This window comes from Candidatus Nitrosoglobus terrae, assembly GCF_002356115.1.
Lineage (GTDB): Bacteria > Pseudomonadota > Gammaproteobacteria > Nitrosococcales > Nitrosococcaceae > Nitrosoglobus > Nitrosoglobus terrae.
The window spans coordinates 299,433-313,476 of sequence record NZ_AP014836.1 but is presented as its reverse complement, the minus strand read 5'-3'; the positions used below and the strand labels follow the sequence as shown (position 1 = coordinate 313,476).

The window sequence follows — 14,044 nt, the reverse complement described above, 5'->3', positions numbered from 1 at the left end:
TATGAAAACAATAACTATATCCTCTGTAATTGATGTGGTGGGTAGTCTTGCGAACGATGATATAAGCGGCTCTGTCTATTTTATGGATAACAATAAAGCTGGTGGTTCGATCGGGCAAGGAACTGAAAATTTACGCACTGTCGTCGAGCAAGGCGATCGTTTGGTTTGGACTGTCATATGTTTGGAATGTGAGGCCTATAGCGCAATTGATAGTGTCGACATCAATAAGGAATTCTGCGAGCCAGAAAAGAAGATATATCCAGGAACAGACATCAGTTATTGGGTTGGGACGGTTAAAAAGCCCATTGTAGACGTAGAGGTACCTTACAGTATCAAATTTAAAGCGGGTACACGCCATGAGCCGATAACAACAACATCGAATCTTGCACTAGTAGGTAAGAAGATTTGAACCCAATCCAAGCCAATTGAAGTTCGGCGATAAGTCAGCTTTTTAACCTAATTATCTTTATTCCGATCAATTAATGACTACTCCGATTAGGATTAATCAGAGGAGAATACTATGCTAAACCAACCAGAAATAAAGAAACGCAATCCAGGACAACTAAACTCCGTACAACTTAATGTGGTCACTGTGATCGATCTACACCGAGCTGTCCAAAGCAAGAGCCTGAAAGACTGCTTATATATGGTGGATAATAGTGTCGGCGGGGATGGCCAAGGAACAGCTCATCTACAAACCCATTGTAAGCAAGGCCAAGTGATCAATTGGATCATTTACCCTATGGAAATGGAAAAACGACCCGACGGAAACTGGCCGCCAATGCCAAAAATCAACAATATCGTATTTCTTGATACCGAGCGAGGCGACGAAGATTGTTATGCCGAGCGCAAGATCATGATTGAGCTTAAATATTACGGTGGAGTTGATCTCATACGCTCGCCCTATACCCCAGTCTATTATTATTGGGCTGGAATCGTATTAAGTGATTTGCCTCCTGGGGTATACCCTTATCGATTCATACTTGAACTCGAGCAGGAAGAAAAAAAAGAGAAAGTTTATCTAAACACAGTGGAAAAACCTTCCTTGAAGGTGTTACCAATATCCTGAAGAAGAGTTAATCAATCTTTATTGAATCTATTTTTTTGAAAAGCAGGTCGATCATGTGTAGCCCCCTATAGAGGGGGCGCTTCCGACAATTAATCAAGGCAGGCCGATCTAATGAATAAAGCACTATTAGTCATCGATTTACAAAATGATTATTTTCCAGGTGGATTATTTCCAATTTGGAATGCGAATGTTGTGCTCGCAAACATTGTACAGGCGATCACTCGGGCTAGGGAGCAAAGTATTCCGGTCATTCTTATTCAACACGTCGCCAACAGCGAACTCGGGATTTCGCCTTTTTTTAATAAAAATACATGGGGTGCTGAAATTCACCCACACATCCTAGCTGCAGCTCCAAATGCCCTAGTTGTAGTAAAAGAATTTACAGATGGCTTTGAAAAAACCACGCTTGCAGATTTATTAAGCAAGTTCCAAGTGAGGAAGCTGTTTATCTGCGGCATGATGACCCAGAACTGCGTGACGCATACTGCAATCTCTAAATCGGCAGAAAAATATGAAATATCGGTTTTGACTGATTGCTGCAGTACCGTTAGTGAAATATTACATAATATTGCGTTGTTTGCCTTATCAACGCGCGTATCCTTAGTGACCCTTCAAGATATTTTGTGACATCTCTGTTCGATAAAACGCAGAATAAATAACCTAGGCTAGAATGGAAATGACCCAAAAAATTGCTGTAAAAAAGGGCTTGCAGATGGCGGCTTTCGACCCTGCCTCATTACGAAAAGGTGTTGAAATTGCTGTGTCCAAATTGGAGCATTACCTTTCAGACTCATCCATCAGGGGGCTTTCTTTGCGCGATCCGAACGATTTGTTACGGTTGGCGAAGGAATTATTTATGGCCCCTCTTGTGCAAACTTCACCGGTAGCAATCGAAGAAAATCTAGCAAAAATTATTGATTTGTATATAAGCACTGGAATTCAGGTACATTCCCCTGGCTATATGGGGCGACAATTTTCAGGTGCCCCTTTCTTGGCTGGAGTAATCGATTTAGTTAGCTCGATCGTAAGCCAGCCATCATCCTTTTATGAAGCGGGACAATTACCTAATGTCGCTGAACAGATCATGGCTGATGTGTTAAATCGTTTTATCGGGTACTCGCCAGAAAAATTTGCGATGATAACCACCTCTGGAGGCTCTTTAGCCAATCTGACCGCAATTCTTGCTGCGCGCAATGATAAATTTCCACAGTTCTGGCGTGCAGGCATAACTGGAGTCGGCCAGCAAACTCGACCCGTACTCGCAGTTAGTGAAGATGTGCATTACAGCGTATTGCGAGCCGCGGGAATACTCGGCATTGGTGAACAGCAGGTTGTGCGTTTGCCACTTGACAAAAAATATCGAATTCATATTGACAAAGTACGCCCTATACTTGATGACGCTGAGCAGCGCGGATGCAAAGTATTCTGTATTGTCGCGTCGTCAGGCACAACGTCAGTTGGTGCCTTCGATCCACTCGACGAACTGGCCGATATTGCACAGGAACGAGATTGCTGGTTACACGTCGATGCCGCGCATGGTGGCGGCTTGTTAGTTTCCAGTCTACTTCGTCATAAATTAAAAGGGATCGAAAAATGTGATTCTTTCTGTTGGGATGCACATAAAACGATGTTCATGCCAGCAGTGTGTACACTCCTTTTTTATAAGGATAAACATAAAAGCTTCAGTGCTTTTCAGCAGACTGAAAGCCAAGATGCAAGTTATGTATTTGAAAAACAGCCGAGCATTTATACTCAATTCGATAGCGCTAAGCAGAATTTCGAGTGTACAAAAAGGCCGTTAATTATGAATTTATGGACTACATGGAGTCTATATGGCGAAAAATTATTTGTTGAAAAAATAGAATATCTATGCAGCCTAGCCAGAGAGGCCTTTCAAATACTGAGCGAGCAGAAAGAGTTTGAAATAATTCATGAGCCTGAATTAAACATCCTCTGTTTCCGCTACTGTCCAGCCATCATACCGAAAGATTTAACACTGTCAGAATTTCAGGTAGCCATCAGAAATCGCATCTGCGAAGAGGGGAAATTTTTTATTTCAAAGGTGGATATAGATGGAGTAGCCGCTTTACGTGTGGTGTTTATGAATCATTTAATCGAAATTCAGCATTTTTCTATGCTGCTTGATGAAATCAGAAATACTGCTATAGCTTTACTGAGTAAACATAATGGTAGAGGTTGACTCTATTCACTTCTTCTATAGAAATATAGCACTTTTGGGCAAAATACGGTTGACTATATCTCTCCATCCAAAAAGGCAGCTATTGAATACCTACGTGGTGATGGAAAGAAGGCTTGGGCGGATGAAATTGCAGAACTGAGCTTTCAATAACGATCCACCGGTTTTCAAGAATTACAGCCGCAACAAATGCGCTCAATACGAATAACCTACAGCTTATTACCTTTACGCAAGCGGCGGAGATGACTGGGTTCACCAGTAGATCCCTACTTAGAACATCCTAGAGATCCTCCATGCCTGCTCTACTCTACTCCTGACCCTCCACAAGCCTGCTGGCGATGGCGACCCACGAAATTTAGAGTTTTGGAAACTAAGAGTGGAGCCTTATTTACTCAGGATAAAAAGCCTCATCAATCACCTGCCCCCAAGTCCATGGGCATGTTAAGGGAAAATCTGATAACTCAGAATTTGTCTCAAAAGCAGCCAAGCGGACCGCATCGGGGTAAGCATCCGCCAAAGCCTCAGCTATCTTAGGTTGCAGTCCAAGATTTTTCCGTATAAGTTTTTGAATTCGAGCGCGCTGGTCGGTAATCGTAAACAGCCAGCTTTTGCCTCGGTGTGTTGGCTGATACTGCCATTTGAGTAAGTGTGCCAAAAGTTTACCTAGCCGACTATCCAGCTCCCTCAACTCACTTCTGCCCATTTCCTCCAGTTCCTCAGCAATCTGTTCTAAATCCACCTCGGCCAGTTTCCCTTGTCGTAGCTTTGCCGCCGTCTCCTGTGTCCAAGCATAAAAATCTGTCTCATAGGTGCTCATAAAGTTATCCTGTTGTATGAGGGATGAATTGCTGCTGAAAAGGTATAAAATGGTTCTTTTCAGCTTCAGACCCCTCTTGCTTAAAGCTAAAGAAGAACCCTGATACCTTACGACCCTGTTTCTGTTACTAGTAGCTGACTTCGATGTCTGTATGCTTGTTGATTTGCTTGATAGCCAAATCTAAAATCTTTTCCTTATAAACCATACAGCTCCCTTCCAGAATTTCTCCCCGTATCAGCATCCATTTGTATAATTCATTTTCTGGTCATCGTTTCAGCTCTAATATAGCTTAATTAGTTTTTTGATCTTTGCTAAAAAAGATTAGCAGGACAGCTCTTATCAATAAAAACTAAGCCTCTATCTAGAATAACATTGCCTTCCTGAATTGAAATGTCATAAAACTTAAGTAGCCTGCTTCATCATCCACCGCTAAAACAATCTGTAAAATAAAATGACATCTAATCTGTCAATATTTTTAACATTTTTGGATCTTGAAAATAGATATTAAATATGTTATGGCTCCACAACTCATAAATATTTGAAACTAATAGAAATATTAGTACTAAACTCCCCTAAGAAAGACACCCTTAAGCCTTGATACCCTCAGGATTTTTATATGGCTACTGTCATTATTTTTTACAATCCCCACAGCGCTAGATGCCCAAGAAAAATCCTATCTACTTATAAACATTCAATTATTAACCTTTAGGCATGGTTATTGCTAATCTTATAATTGCTTTATTTATTATAAGTATAATTACTCAATAACAACTAAAGTAGAGGCAATATTTATGAATAAATATACGTATTTAGGTCTTGCTGGATTAGTCACAACCTTTTTTACAATGCCTGCCACGGCTACCATTATGATGAACGATGCCCTACAGGATGACCTAAACAACATTACTAAGCCTACAACTCCGCCGACGCCGATTAATACCACTACCGATCAGGTATTTCCAAGCAGTCACTGGGTTATGGACTCAAGTGGGGGTAGCGAAAATAGAGTCGTCTTCCAAGCCACAAGTAATAATGGTTACTCCTTTGGTATCTATGACCCTAATAATATAAATACTACATTACAAATATTTAGTGCCGATGCGACAAGCGAAAATTCGGCGGTCTCATTGACTGAGAACGGTAATGAGTTCTCTGTAAATAATGGAGTTCCAGTACCTTTTACTAATGATCCGACGGATCAATTTGGTTATTACATTTCCGGCTCCAATGGTACTTTTTACTCTGATCCCACATTAAATGGTGGTGATCTCCAAATGGTTACCCTTCAAGGAAATAATAAGACCTATCTTAAGATAGGTAATAATCCTTATGCGAAGTTCTCATCAGGTGAATTCATTTTAGGGTGGAATACCCAAGGTCCGGGGAACACTCCCAACTCCAACTATACAACGGGGGGGGTCTATTTAATAGAATCCGTTCACCCAACGCCCGAACCTAGTATGTTAAGTATTTTTGGCCTTGGGCTGCTGATGATGGGCTTAATACCTAGACTACATCGTAGTCAACTGATCTCACTGAACCCCCATCTTGCTGTTTAATATTATTTAACTGATAACTTATTGATGGAACAGAACAGCCTAGTCTTTGCTTTACTAGGCTGTTCTCTATGCCTTCTAACCCTCATGCTCGCTTCTGTCAATTATTTTTACACTCCCTCCTATGGCTTACAGCTACACTACAGCTAGCCTAACAATCCTATAAGTCAGGCACCTAACAAACCCAGCTTTTTTATCTCCCACACCCCCGCTTCCTAAAATTCAGGCAAGCATAACCAAAATGTTAATACATTCTTTTTGAGTAAATGAAGTAACAGCACAGCTAATTTATTTTTAAGCCCATGGCGTTCATTATTTTACGCTCCTCACCCATGCCCGTTGATCTCCTATGTCGAAAAATGACGCTGTTAATGATGAAAGGGCGTGAGTTATTAAAGGCTTCTAGGCTGTGAGTATAAATCTTAATGGTAGTCATTTTGGAATGGCGGGCAAGTTGCCTCGCCGCTTGCAGACTAGAGCCGCCCATCAGCCCTACTACTGTATACCGTAGGCTGTGGGCGGTTAATCGGCTATGGTATTAAATAGCATATGCGAATTAATTTCGTTTTAATCAGGCCACTAATGGCTTGTACAGTGAGTTAGCTTTCTGCCTGGATTGTTACGGCTAACGCTAGTAAATAAAGGACAATCATCGCTAATGTTTCAGCGTGTTTTGAGATAAGTACGAATAGCGTATTCCGTATTTGTTGATACCTATATAAAGTCTGCTTTTTCATCTTTCCCTCTCCTTTGTACGTAAAATACAGTTTTACCGCTCGCCCTCCTCTTCCTTTCTTATATATACATAAATATATAGTAAATAAAATATATAGCGAATATACCTCTCAAGACTTAAGATCTTTATTCCCCTCAAATACCTTTAGCCCTGTCGCCTGCATCCTCTTATCTAAAGCTTTACGGTGATTTTTAGCGCTCCCCTTCCAGCCAAAGTAAGGATTAAGCCGATAAGAGCGGTTTGTACCCACTTTAGGCCCTTCTAAAAGCGCATCGATAGCAATGAGATTCTTAATAGCTCTATTTATATTAGGGCGCTTTATATTAATTTCACGGGCGATTTCCGCTTGATTGACGATGAGCAGGTTTTCAAAATCAAGCCGCGCTAATAAGGCCATCAGCACCCTAAAATCTTCCCCATTCAACCCGCTGGTTGCAAGGGCTTTAAGTGCTTCTTGAGACATCGCTAGCCACTCCTTTTCAAATCCATTTTGTCGCTTAGGAACAATATAGGCCACAAAACCCTTTTCAAGAATTCCCCCGTATTAGCATCTATTTGTATTTGGAGTTTGCGGCTAAATTTCATTTGGCTGTTCCCGGCAGCCTCATTCGATTGGCTACAATTCGCGTTTCGCAGGAGTCTTTTAGCAGTCATACAACTACCTCCAGTTTGTGTACCCCTCCACGCGCATAACTTTCGATTCTCCCAACCGTAGCTAACGCTAAAATATTCTTAGCTGCATTAACATCTCTATCATGAGATATATTACAGTCTGGACATGTCCAATTGCGCACCGATAACGGCATGGTCTCTTGTACGCTGCTGCACTCAGAACACGTCTTACTAGTAGGTGCCCAGCGGTTTACCTGCACAAACTCAGTACCAGCCCACTTGGCCTTATATTCCAATTGTCGGTTAAGATCGTGCATGCCTACATCCCCAATAGCTTTAGACAATCGTCGATTAGCCATCATACCCTTAACGTTTAAATCTTCCATAGCAATAAAACCTGCTTGGTAAATAAGGGTAGTGCTGAGCTTGTGTATCCAGTCTTGGCGGGTATTTCTTACTTTGGCATGCACGTTAGCAACGATAACTCGTTGTTTATGCCATCGTTTACTACCCTTTATCTTCCTAGAAAATCGTCTCTGAGCTTTCTTTAATGTGCGAGCATGTAAGCGTAGATGTTTTGGATTGCCTGATTTCCAACCCTCAGAAGTAACTACAACATCCCTAACACCTAAATCTATACCAATACCGTTTGGCTTTCGCGGTAGAGGTTGAATACTTTCTTCACACATAAAGGAGACAAAGTAGTGATCTGTACAGTCTTTAATAACTGTAACCACTTTAGGAATATCTATGGGCTTACGAGACCACTTAAGTTTAAGTACGCCTAATTTAGGAAGCTTGATAAATTCACCAGCTCGATACAGGTTAGTGATTATTCGTTGGTCTAGCTGATAGCGGATGCTTTGGGCATGTAACTTCTTTTTAAACTTAGGATACTTTGCACGACCAGCAAAGAAATTCCTAAAGGCTATATCTTGGTCTCTGAGTTTTTGGTTAAGAACTGTAGCACTTGCTTCTTTTAACCAACTATAAGTATCTAGTTGCTTAAGAAAAGTGAGTTCACGACTAAAATCTATCGCTGTGACTTTCTCACCATAGACTTTATAGATATTCGTACGCCAAGCTAAACAACTATTCCATACCCAACGAGCATGACCAAATTCAATGGATAATTGCTGGCGTTGAATGCTATTGGGATAGCAGCGAAACTTGTAGCTTCGTTGGATTTTAGTAGAATTAGATTCAGTCATGGCCTCAATATTTAAGGCTATTAGGTCTGTGGCAAGTGGGTAGTTGGTGCGCTAACATCAGCTACCTGCGCACTCGATTATACCGCGAATTCTAGCCGCCTCAAATCACCTTAAGCTGCCCTCGCGCTCTGTGCGCCGCCACGCTTCGCACTCTAGCTAGGGGTCATAACATCCCCGTATTCCTTCAATGTGTTTTTCAGTCATTATCCTAATTCCAGCACGAATATATATTACTGGAATAGTATCTTATAAGATAACCTTTATCTTTGTAAGTTATTGTAATTTTAACTGTTTTTAAGTCCTGATCCTGTATCTGTATATAAGAGAACTTTAATTTACCCCCGGACAATCAACTTTAGCCCCCGACTTACCAGCGGAATCAGCGCGTGACCGTAAGAGTCTAACGCACAGAAATAAACCACCGCTTAGGATATGAACGGGTTAAGCTTTCAACAAAAAAGCTCCTAGTACCTTGTTAATTATTCAGGCTTAGGAAACAACTGCTGCATCAAGCCTTTTTTATGGCGTTTAAGGGTGTCGATTTTTTGGCGTTGGGCGGTGATGAGATCATCGAGGGAAGAGAGGCAGGCGGCAATGCGGTGTTGTTCTTTCTTTTCAGAGGGGAATTTAATAAGCAATCCTCGTAAATCTGCCCCATATATTCGTGTAATCGTTGTGGAGTTCAAACTTCCCCAATCAACACTTAAGAGAATGGCATACAAAAATTCATTACTCACCTTAAGCGTTGGGTTGTCAATCCAAACAATGTTTGAATCTTGGTAGTATGCATCTTTCCCATCGTATGGAAGACATTTACCAACCGTTCCACTGCATGTAATCAATACCTCGCCTGTTCGAGGAAAGTTGTACTTGGCCTTATAGATCTCAAAAAGCTCTTTACTTATAAAAGCATCTGGTTTGCCGTCTAACGTACCGATTTTGAAAAATGGAACACCGCCAGCATCACTTGTTTCGTGTGCAAAAATCCTTTTGCACATCAATACATCACCAAACTGCCCTAGCTGCTTTTCTTCCCACTCCCCCGCCTCCCGAAATTCAGGAAAGCGTAGGCGGGGCACAGTTTCCCCTTCACGGGGGAACAGTTGTTGCATTAAGCCTTTTTTATGAATTTTGAGGGCTTCTAGTTTTTGGGTTTCTGCCGTGATGAGTTCGTCGAGAGAGGAAAGGCAGGCGGCAATTTTTTGTTGCTCTGGAAGTTTTGGAAACAATACCTCAGTTTTACGAAGCTCATCCATATTGATTTTACATGGAGCCGCATTCAATAGAGACTTGCTAAGAATTTCTTTTTGATATCGCTCTGACTGGAAATAACAATGTAGAAAGTATGAATCGGCAATTAGTGATTTTTTAATTACTGCTAAGGTTACGTAAATACTAAATTCATAATCCCAGTCAACAATAGTCGAATATCCAATTATTCCAATACGGGTGATAAGGATATCTCCTAATTTCGGTTTATTTTTTCGGGTCGCAGCAATATGGTCCTGCTCCGAAATAAACTTGTTCTTGTTTCCGCTAACGATGTTTTCCACACTAAAAAACGGGACTCCCCTTTCCGTATATTTCGGGGTTTGATGAGTTCCATCAAAGATAGATGGTGATACTTGATTTAGCGGTTTTATTTCCCACGCCCCCGCCTCCCGAAACTCTGGAAAACGTAGGCGGGGTGTTAAGGCCCTCTTTGGGTTGTGCGGATTAGTCATGATTCTGGATAAAACGCCTCATTCAGCACCTGCGCTATACTCCAGCCGGTTTGCTCAAAGTTAGCGGGAAAAGTCTTCTTAGCAAGGCCGGTTTCAAGCGCCGCCTCCCCAATTGCATCCAAATAAGCCTCTTCCATGATCTCAATTAACTTCGGTTTAAGACTAGGGGTTTTATTAAGTCTACGCTTTATTCTTCCGCGCTGGTTCTCAATGGTTTGTCGCCAGCTAAAGCCTTGATGAGTCGGCTGATACTGCCATTTAAGTAGGTGAATCAGTAATGCCATCAGACGACTTTCAAGCTCGCGCTCCTTGCTTGCTCCCATATCCTCCACCTCTTCAATCAATGCCTCCATATCTACCTCACTAAATCGACCCTGCTTAAGAAGGGCTGCTGTCTCTTGCGTCCACGCATAAAAATCAGCTTTATAGGTACTCATGGCCTATTTCCTCGATGATATAGTTATCCATTAAACCCTATTATCTATTGATGTCACTCATAAACTGCTAAAGAAACTAGCCTCCTAGGGTATTTTGGTTAAAATAATGATACAACAAGTTAAGCTTACTGCTTGCTTCACTTAATACCACCTAAATCATTGAGGTTTTAATATGGCTCATTCACATACCTTATTTCAACGCGCACAAGTCCATATTCCCGGTGGAGTGAATTCTCCCGTACGGGCCTTTAAAGGGGTGGGAGGTGAGCCGGTATTTTTCTCCCACGGGAAAGGGCCTTATTTATATGATACTGAAGGTAATGCTTATATTGATTATGTGGGTTCTTGGGGGCCGATGATCGTGGGTCACGCCCATCCTGACGTGGTAGCCGCAGTACAAGAAAAAGCCGCCCAAGGGCTAGGTTTTGGGGCACCCACCGCCATTGAGGTAGAAATGGCGGAAACCCTCTGCCGTTTAGTGCCCAGCATGAATCTGGTGCGGATGGTCAGCTCTGGCACCGAAGCTACCATGAGCGCTATTCGGCTAGCTCGGGGGTTTACCGGTCGAGATAAGATTTTGAAATTTGAAGGCTGTTATCATGGCCATGGGGATTCTTTGTTGGTGAAGGCTGGATCGGGGGCTTTAACGCTAGGAGTCCCTACTTCAGGGGGCATCCCTCTAGCCTTAGCAGAGCAAACCTTGGTGGTCAGCTACAATAATTTAGGGGCCGTTGAAGAAGCGTTTACCCACTTTGGTCAAGAAATTGCTGCCATTATTGTTGAACCTGTAGCGGGGAATATGAACTGTATTCTTCCGGTGCCTGGTTTTTTACAAGGATTGCGTAATATTTGCGATCAATATGAAAGCGTACTGATTTTTGATGAGGTCATGACGGGCTTTCGAGTGGCTTTAGGAGGAGCGCAGGCATTGTATGGCATTAAGCCGGATCTCACCACGTTAGGTAAGATCGTGGGCGGAGGGTTGCCCGTAGCCGCTTTTGGAGGTCGTCGGGAAATTATGGAGATGATTGCCCCTCTAGGCCCTGTGTATCAAGCGGGTACCCTTTCTGGTAATCCCGTCGCTATGGCCGCTGGACTGGCGACTCTTAAGCTCATTCAAGCCCCCGGATTTCATCAGCGCCTAGAAAAGCAAACTCAAAAATTGGTCAATGGCTTACTTGCTCTAGCACAAACAACCGGAATCCCCATGGCGGCAAACCAGATTGGGGGAATGTTTGGCCTGTTCTTTACTGAAGAGAAAGAAATTACTCACTATCATCAAGCGACAACTTGCCACCTAGATCGCTTTAGGCGCTTTTTCCATGAAATGCTAAAACAAGGGATTTATCTAGCCCCCTCAGCCTTTGAAGCAGGTTTTGTTTCCAGCGCCCATGAAGATCAGCATATAGAAGCAACCCTACAAGCGGCAAAACGGGTATTGGCTGAGCTATGATCAAATCGGAATCATTAGGCCAGCTCAATCTTATTAACCCGTATTAATACTATATCAATGGATATTTCTTCTCTACTTGCCCCGCTGAATCAAGCCCAGCGTAAGGCAGTCGCTGCCCCATTAGGGCACCATTTAGTGCTTGCCGGTGCCGGCAGCGGTAAAACCCGGGTATTGACTCATCGAATTGCTTGGCTTATTCAAAGCCAAGGGATCTCTCCTTCTAACCTGCTAGCAGTGACCTTTACTAATAAAGGCGCTGGAGAAATGAAAGAGAGAATCGAAAATCTACTAGCAACTCCTATAAATGCTATGTGGGTAGGTACTTTTCATGGGCTTACCCACCGCCTGCTACGAATCCACTGGCAAGAAGCCCAATTGCCTCAAGCCTTCCAAGTTTTGGATTCTGAAGATCAATATCGCTTGATTCGTCAAGTGTTACAAAATCTCAATTTAGATGAAGATCGATGGTCACCTCGTAAAATTCAGTGGTTTATCAACAGTCATAAAGACAAAGGGCTACGGCCTCAACATATTGAAGATGGGGATAACGCTAACACTTGGCAAATGATCCGGATCTATCATAACTATCAAGATTACTGTAATCGCAATGGCTTGGTAGATTTTGCCGAGCTTTTATTACGCGCTTATGAGCTATGGCGAAACCACGCCCCCCTGTTGTCCCACTATCAAAATCGCTTTACCCATATTTTGATAGATGAATTTCAAGATACGAATGCCATTCAATATGCTTGGCTACAGTTGCTTGCAGGAGATAAAGGCGCGCTTTTTATTGTCGGTGATGATGATCAAGCTATCTATGGCTGGCGTGGCGCTAGGGTTGAAAACATTCAACAACTGACGCAGGATTTTCCGACCATAGGCATCACCCGCTTAGAGCAAAATTATCGCTCAACTCAGATTATCCTTGCAGCAGCCAATGCGGTTATTGCGCATAACGCGGAAAGGCTAGGGAAAAATCTCTGGACTCAAGATCAAGGTGGTGAGCTTATCCAAATTTATCGCGCCTTTGATGAACGGGATGAAGCTCGCTTTATCGTTGAGCGTAGCCTAGCTTGGCAAGCGCAAGGTAGAGCACGAGCTGATATTGCTGTACTCTATCGATCAAACGCCCAATCTCGTGTACTTGAAGAAATGCTTCTCCAAGCCCGTATCCCTTATCGAATCCATGGAGGGCTGAGATTTTTTGAGCGGGCTGAAATTAAAGATACCTTTGCTTATCTACGCTTAATGATCCATCGAGATAATGATCCCGCTTTCGCCCGCATCGTAAATACGCCTCCTCGCGGAATTGGGGATCGAACCTTAGCCCAAATTAGAGAAAAAGCCCAGCAGGCGCAAATTTCTTTATGGCAAGCGACAACTCAGCTTATTATCACACGATACCTTCCCCAACGGGCTATGCATGCCCTTTATGAATTTCAACAGCTGATCGAGAACATTACGATAGCCATCGAGGAGTTCTCTCTTCCTCAGAAAATTGAGCTTACACTTAATCGCAGTGGCTTACTGAGCCACTATCAAAAAGATTCCAGCGAACGGGGCCAATCCCGTCTTGAGAACCTAAAGGAGCTTATGAACGCAGCAGCTCAATTTAAACCTGAAGAACCTCACCTTAATCTATTATCTGCATTCCTAGCCCATACTACATTGGAGTCGGACGATAATACCTCATCAGAGGGCTGGGAGGATTGCGTACAGCTCATGACTTTGCATGCAGCAAAGGGGCTAGAGTTTCCATTAGTATTTATAACCGGCATGGAAGAAGGCTTATTTCCAAGCCCTAAATCTCTTGATGAACCCACAGGACTTGAGGAAGAACGCCGCCTCTGTTACGTCGGTATGACCCGTGCCCGTAATCATCTGTATCTCATACACGCCGATCAGCGTCGACTTTATGGATCAAACAGCTGCCCTAAACCCTCTCGATTTATCCGTGAGATTCCAGCCAAACTAATCTGTGAACTTAGACCACAAACATATACCCCCATTAATAGCCCTATCACGCATAAACCTGAATGGAATCTTGTTGCTAATAACACTGATTTCCAATTTGGCCAACGAGTTAGGCATCATAAATTTGGCGAGGGAACAATATTAGACCTTGAAGGAGAGGGAGATGCGATAAAAATACAAGTAAATTTTAATCAAATAGGCCCTAAATGGCTATCTTTAACCTATGCTAAGCTCCAAATTATTTAATTTATCTTGAGT

General features: G+C 42.7%; 15 protein-coding genes. 7 read left to right on the top strand and 8 right to left on the bottom strand.

Features of this window, described 5'->3' with window-relative positions; translation table 11 throughout:
* The first annotated feature begins 1 nt into the window (after nucleotide 1).
* The 4 genes from TAO_RS01510 (at nucleotide 2) to TAO_RS01495 (ending at nucleotide 3,269) form a co-directional block, all read left to right on the top strand.
* Entirely contained in the window at nucleotides 2-409 is a 408-nt protein-coding gene (locus tag TAO_RS01510; protein WP_096526296.1) for a hypothetical protein, read from the top strand.
* 111 nt (nucleotides 410-520) lie between these two features.
* Nucleotides 521-1,069, top strand: coding sequence for a hypothetical protein (locus TAO_RS01505; RefSeq protein WP_096526295.1), 549 nt, complete (start codon nucleotides 521-523; stop codon nucleotides 1,067-1,069).
* 111 nt (nucleotides 1,070-1,180) lie between these two features.
* On the top strand, nucleotides 1,181-1,696 hold the full coding sequence (locus TAO_RS01500) for a cysteine hydrolase family protein (RefSeq protein WP_096526294.1): 516 nt from the start codon (nucleotides 1,181-1,183) through the stop codon (nucleotides 1,694-1,696).
* Between the two features lie 43 nt (nucleotides 1,697-1,739).
* Nucleotides 1,740-3,269, top strand: coding sequence for a pyridoxal phosphate-dependent decarboxylase family protein (locus TAO_RS01495; protein WP_096526293.1), 1,530 nt, complete (start codon nucleotides 1,740-1,742; stop codon nucleotides 3,267-3,269).
* A gap of 385 nt (nucleotides 3,270-3,654) precedes the next feature.
* Here the strand turns inward: TAO_RS01495 and TAO_RS01490 are convergent, their stop codons facing one another.
* Both TAO_RS01490 and TAO_RS10115 read right to left on the bottom strand, forming a co-directional pair.
* On the bottom strand, nucleotides 3,655-4,083 hold the full coding sequence (locus TAO_RS01490; RefSeq protein ID WP_096526292.1) for a DUF29 domain-containing protein: 429 nt from the start codon (nucleotides 4,081-4,083) through the stop codon (nucleotides 3,655-3,657).
* A gap of 127 nt (nucleotides 4,084-4,210) precedes the next feature.
* Nucleotides 4,211-4,288, bottom strand: a complete 78-nt coding sequence (locus tag TAO_RS10115) for a hypothetical protein (protein WP_331712990.1) — start codon at nucleotides 4,286-4,288, stop codon at nucleotides 4,211-4,213.
* A 586-nt stretch (nucleotides 4,289-4,874) separates the two neighbouring features.
* Between TAO_RS10115 and TAO_RS01485 the strand changes: the two genes are divergently transcribed.
* The gene (locus TAO_RS01485; protein ID WP_096526291.1) at nucleotides 4,875-5,642 is read left to right on the top strand and encodes a hypothetical protein; all 768 of its coding nucleotides are present in this window, start codon (nucleotides 4,875-4,877) and stop codon (nucleotides 5,640-5,642) included.
* A gap of 280 nt (nucleotides 5,643-5,922) precedes the next feature.
* Here the strand turns inward: TAO_RS01485 and TAO_RS09545 are convergent, their stop codons facing one another.
* The 6 genes from TAO_RS09545 to TAO_RS01460 form a co-directional block, all read right to left on the bottom strand.
* Nucleotides 5,923-6,126: a hypothetical protein gene (locus tag TAO_RS09545; protein WP_145955135.1), complete on the bottom strand. Its 204-nt coding sequence runs from the start codon at nucleotides 6,124-6,126 to the stop codon at nucleotides 5,923-5,925.
* Between the two features lie 112 nt (nucleotides 6,127-6,238).
* Nucleotides 6,239-6,376 carry a hypothetical protein gene (locus TAO_RS09615; protein WP_172419037.1) on the bottom strand — a complete coding sequence of 46 codons (138 nt, stop codon included), beginning with the start codon at nucleotides 6,374-6,376 and terminating at the stop codon, nucleotides 6,239-6,241.
* Nucleotides 6,377-6,484: 108 nt separating this feature from the next.
* Nucleotides 6,485-6,892, bottom strand: coding sequence for a MarR family transcriptional regulator (locus TAO_RS01480; RefSeq protein ID WP_197702499.1), 408 nt, complete (start codon nucleotides 6,890-6,892; stop codon nucleotides 6,485-6,487).
* A gap of 133 nt (nucleotides 6,893-7,025) precedes the next feature.
* Nucleotides 7,026-8,198, bottom strand: a complete 1,173-nt coding sequence (locus tag TAO_RS01470) for an RNA-guided endonuclease InsQ/TnpB family protein (RefSeq protein ID WP_172419036.1) — start codon at nucleotides 8,196-8,198, stop codon at nucleotides 7,026-7,028.
* A gap of 479 nt (nucleotides 8,199-8,677) precedes the next feature.
* Nucleotides 8,678-9,922, bottom strand: a complete 1,245-nt coding sequence (locus TAO_RS01465) for a restriction endonuclease subunit S (RefSeq protein WP_096526288.1) — start codon at nucleotides 9,920-9,922, stop codon at nucleotides 8,678-8,680.
* The gene (locus tag TAO_RS01460; RefSeq protein WP_096526287.1) at nucleotides 9,919-10,359 is read right to left on the bottom strand and encodes a DUF29 domain-containing protein; all 441 of its coding nucleotides are present in this window, start codon (nucleotides 10,357-10,359) and stop codon (nucleotides 9,919-9,921) included. Before TAO_RS01460 ends, TAO_RS01465 begins: the two co-directional genes overlap by 4 nt.
* Nucleotides 10,360-10,531: 172 nt before the next feature.
* Here TAO_RS01460 and hemL point away from each other — a divergent pair, with 172 nt between their 5' ends.
* Both hemL and uvrD read left to right on the top strand, forming a co-directional pair.
* Nucleotides 10,532-11,812: a glutamate-1-semialdehyde 2,1-aminomutase gene (hemL, locus tag TAO_RS01455; protein ID WP_096526286.1), complete on the top strand. Its 1,281-nt coding sequence runs from the start codon at nucleotides 10,532-10,534 to the stop codon at nucleotides 11,810-11,812.
* A gap of 57 nt (nucleotides 11,813-11,869) precedes the next feature.
* On the top strand, nucleotides 11,870-14,032 hold the full coding sequence (gene uvrD, locus TAO_RS01450) for a DNA helicase II (protein WP_096526285.1): 2,163 nt from the start codon (nucleotides 11,870-11,872) through the stop codon (nucleotides 14,030-14,032).
* Nucleotides 14,033-14,044 lie beyond the last annotated feature (12 nt).

Excerpts from the sequence above, each read along its gene's own strand:
- TAO_RS01490 (WP_096526292.1), bottom strand. The coding sequence starts at position 4,083 with ATGAGCACCTATGAGACAGATTTTTATGCTTGGACACAGGAGACGGCG.
- TAO_RS01510 (WP_096526296.1), top strand. The coding sequence starts at position 2 with ATGAAAACAATAACTATATCCTCTGTAATTGATGTGGTGGGTAGTCTT.
- TAO_RS09545 (WP_145955135.1), bottom strand. The coding sequence starts at position 6,126 with ATGGGCGGCTCTAGTCTGCAAGCGGCGAGGCAACTTGCCCGCCATTCC.
- TAO_RS01505 (WP_096526295.1), top strand. The coding sequence starts at position 521 with ATGCTAAACCAACCAGAAATAAAGAAACGCAATCCAGGACAACTAAAC.
- TAO_RS01485 (WP_096526291.1), top strand. The coding sequence starts at position 4,875 with ATGAATAAATATACGTATTTAGGTCTTGCTGGATTAGTCACAACCTTT.
- uvrD (WP_096526285.1), top strand. The coding sequence starts at position 11,870 with ATGGATATTTCTTCTCTACTTGCCCCGCTGAATCAAGCCCAGCGTAAG.
- TAO_RS09615 (WP_172419037.1), bottom strand. The coding sequence starts at position 6,376 with ATGAAAAAGCAGACTTTATATAGGTATCAACAAATACGGAATACGCTA.
- hemL (WP_096526286.1), top strand. The coding sequence starts at position 10,532 with ATGGCTCATTCACATACCTTATTTCAACGCGCACAAGTCCATATTCCC.
- TAO_RS01465 (WP_096526288.1), bottom strand. The coding sequence starts at position 9,922 with ATGACTAATCCGCACAACCCAAAGAGGGCCTTAACACCCCGCCTACGT.
- TAO_RS01460 (WP_096526287.1), bottom strand. The coding sequence starts at position 10,359 with ATGAGTACCTATAAAGCTGATTTTTATGCGTGGACGCAAGAGACAGCA.
- TAO_RS10115 (WP_331712990.1), bottom strand. The coding sequence starts at position 4,288 with ATGGTTTATAAGGAAAAGATTTTAGATTTGGCTATCAAGCAAATCAAC.
- TAO_RS01495 (WP_096526293.1), top strand. The coding sequence starts at position 1,740 with ATGGAAATGACCCAAAAAATTGCTGTAAAAAAGGGCTTGCAGATGGCG.
- TAO_RS01500 (WP_096526294.1), top strand. The coding sequence starts at position 1,181 with ATGAATAAAGCACTATTAGTCATCGATTTACAAAATGATTATTTTCCA.
- TAO_RS01470 (WP_172419036.1), bottom strand. The coding sequence starts at position 8,198 with ATGACTGAATCTAATTCTACTAAAATCCAACGAAGCTACAAGTTTCGC.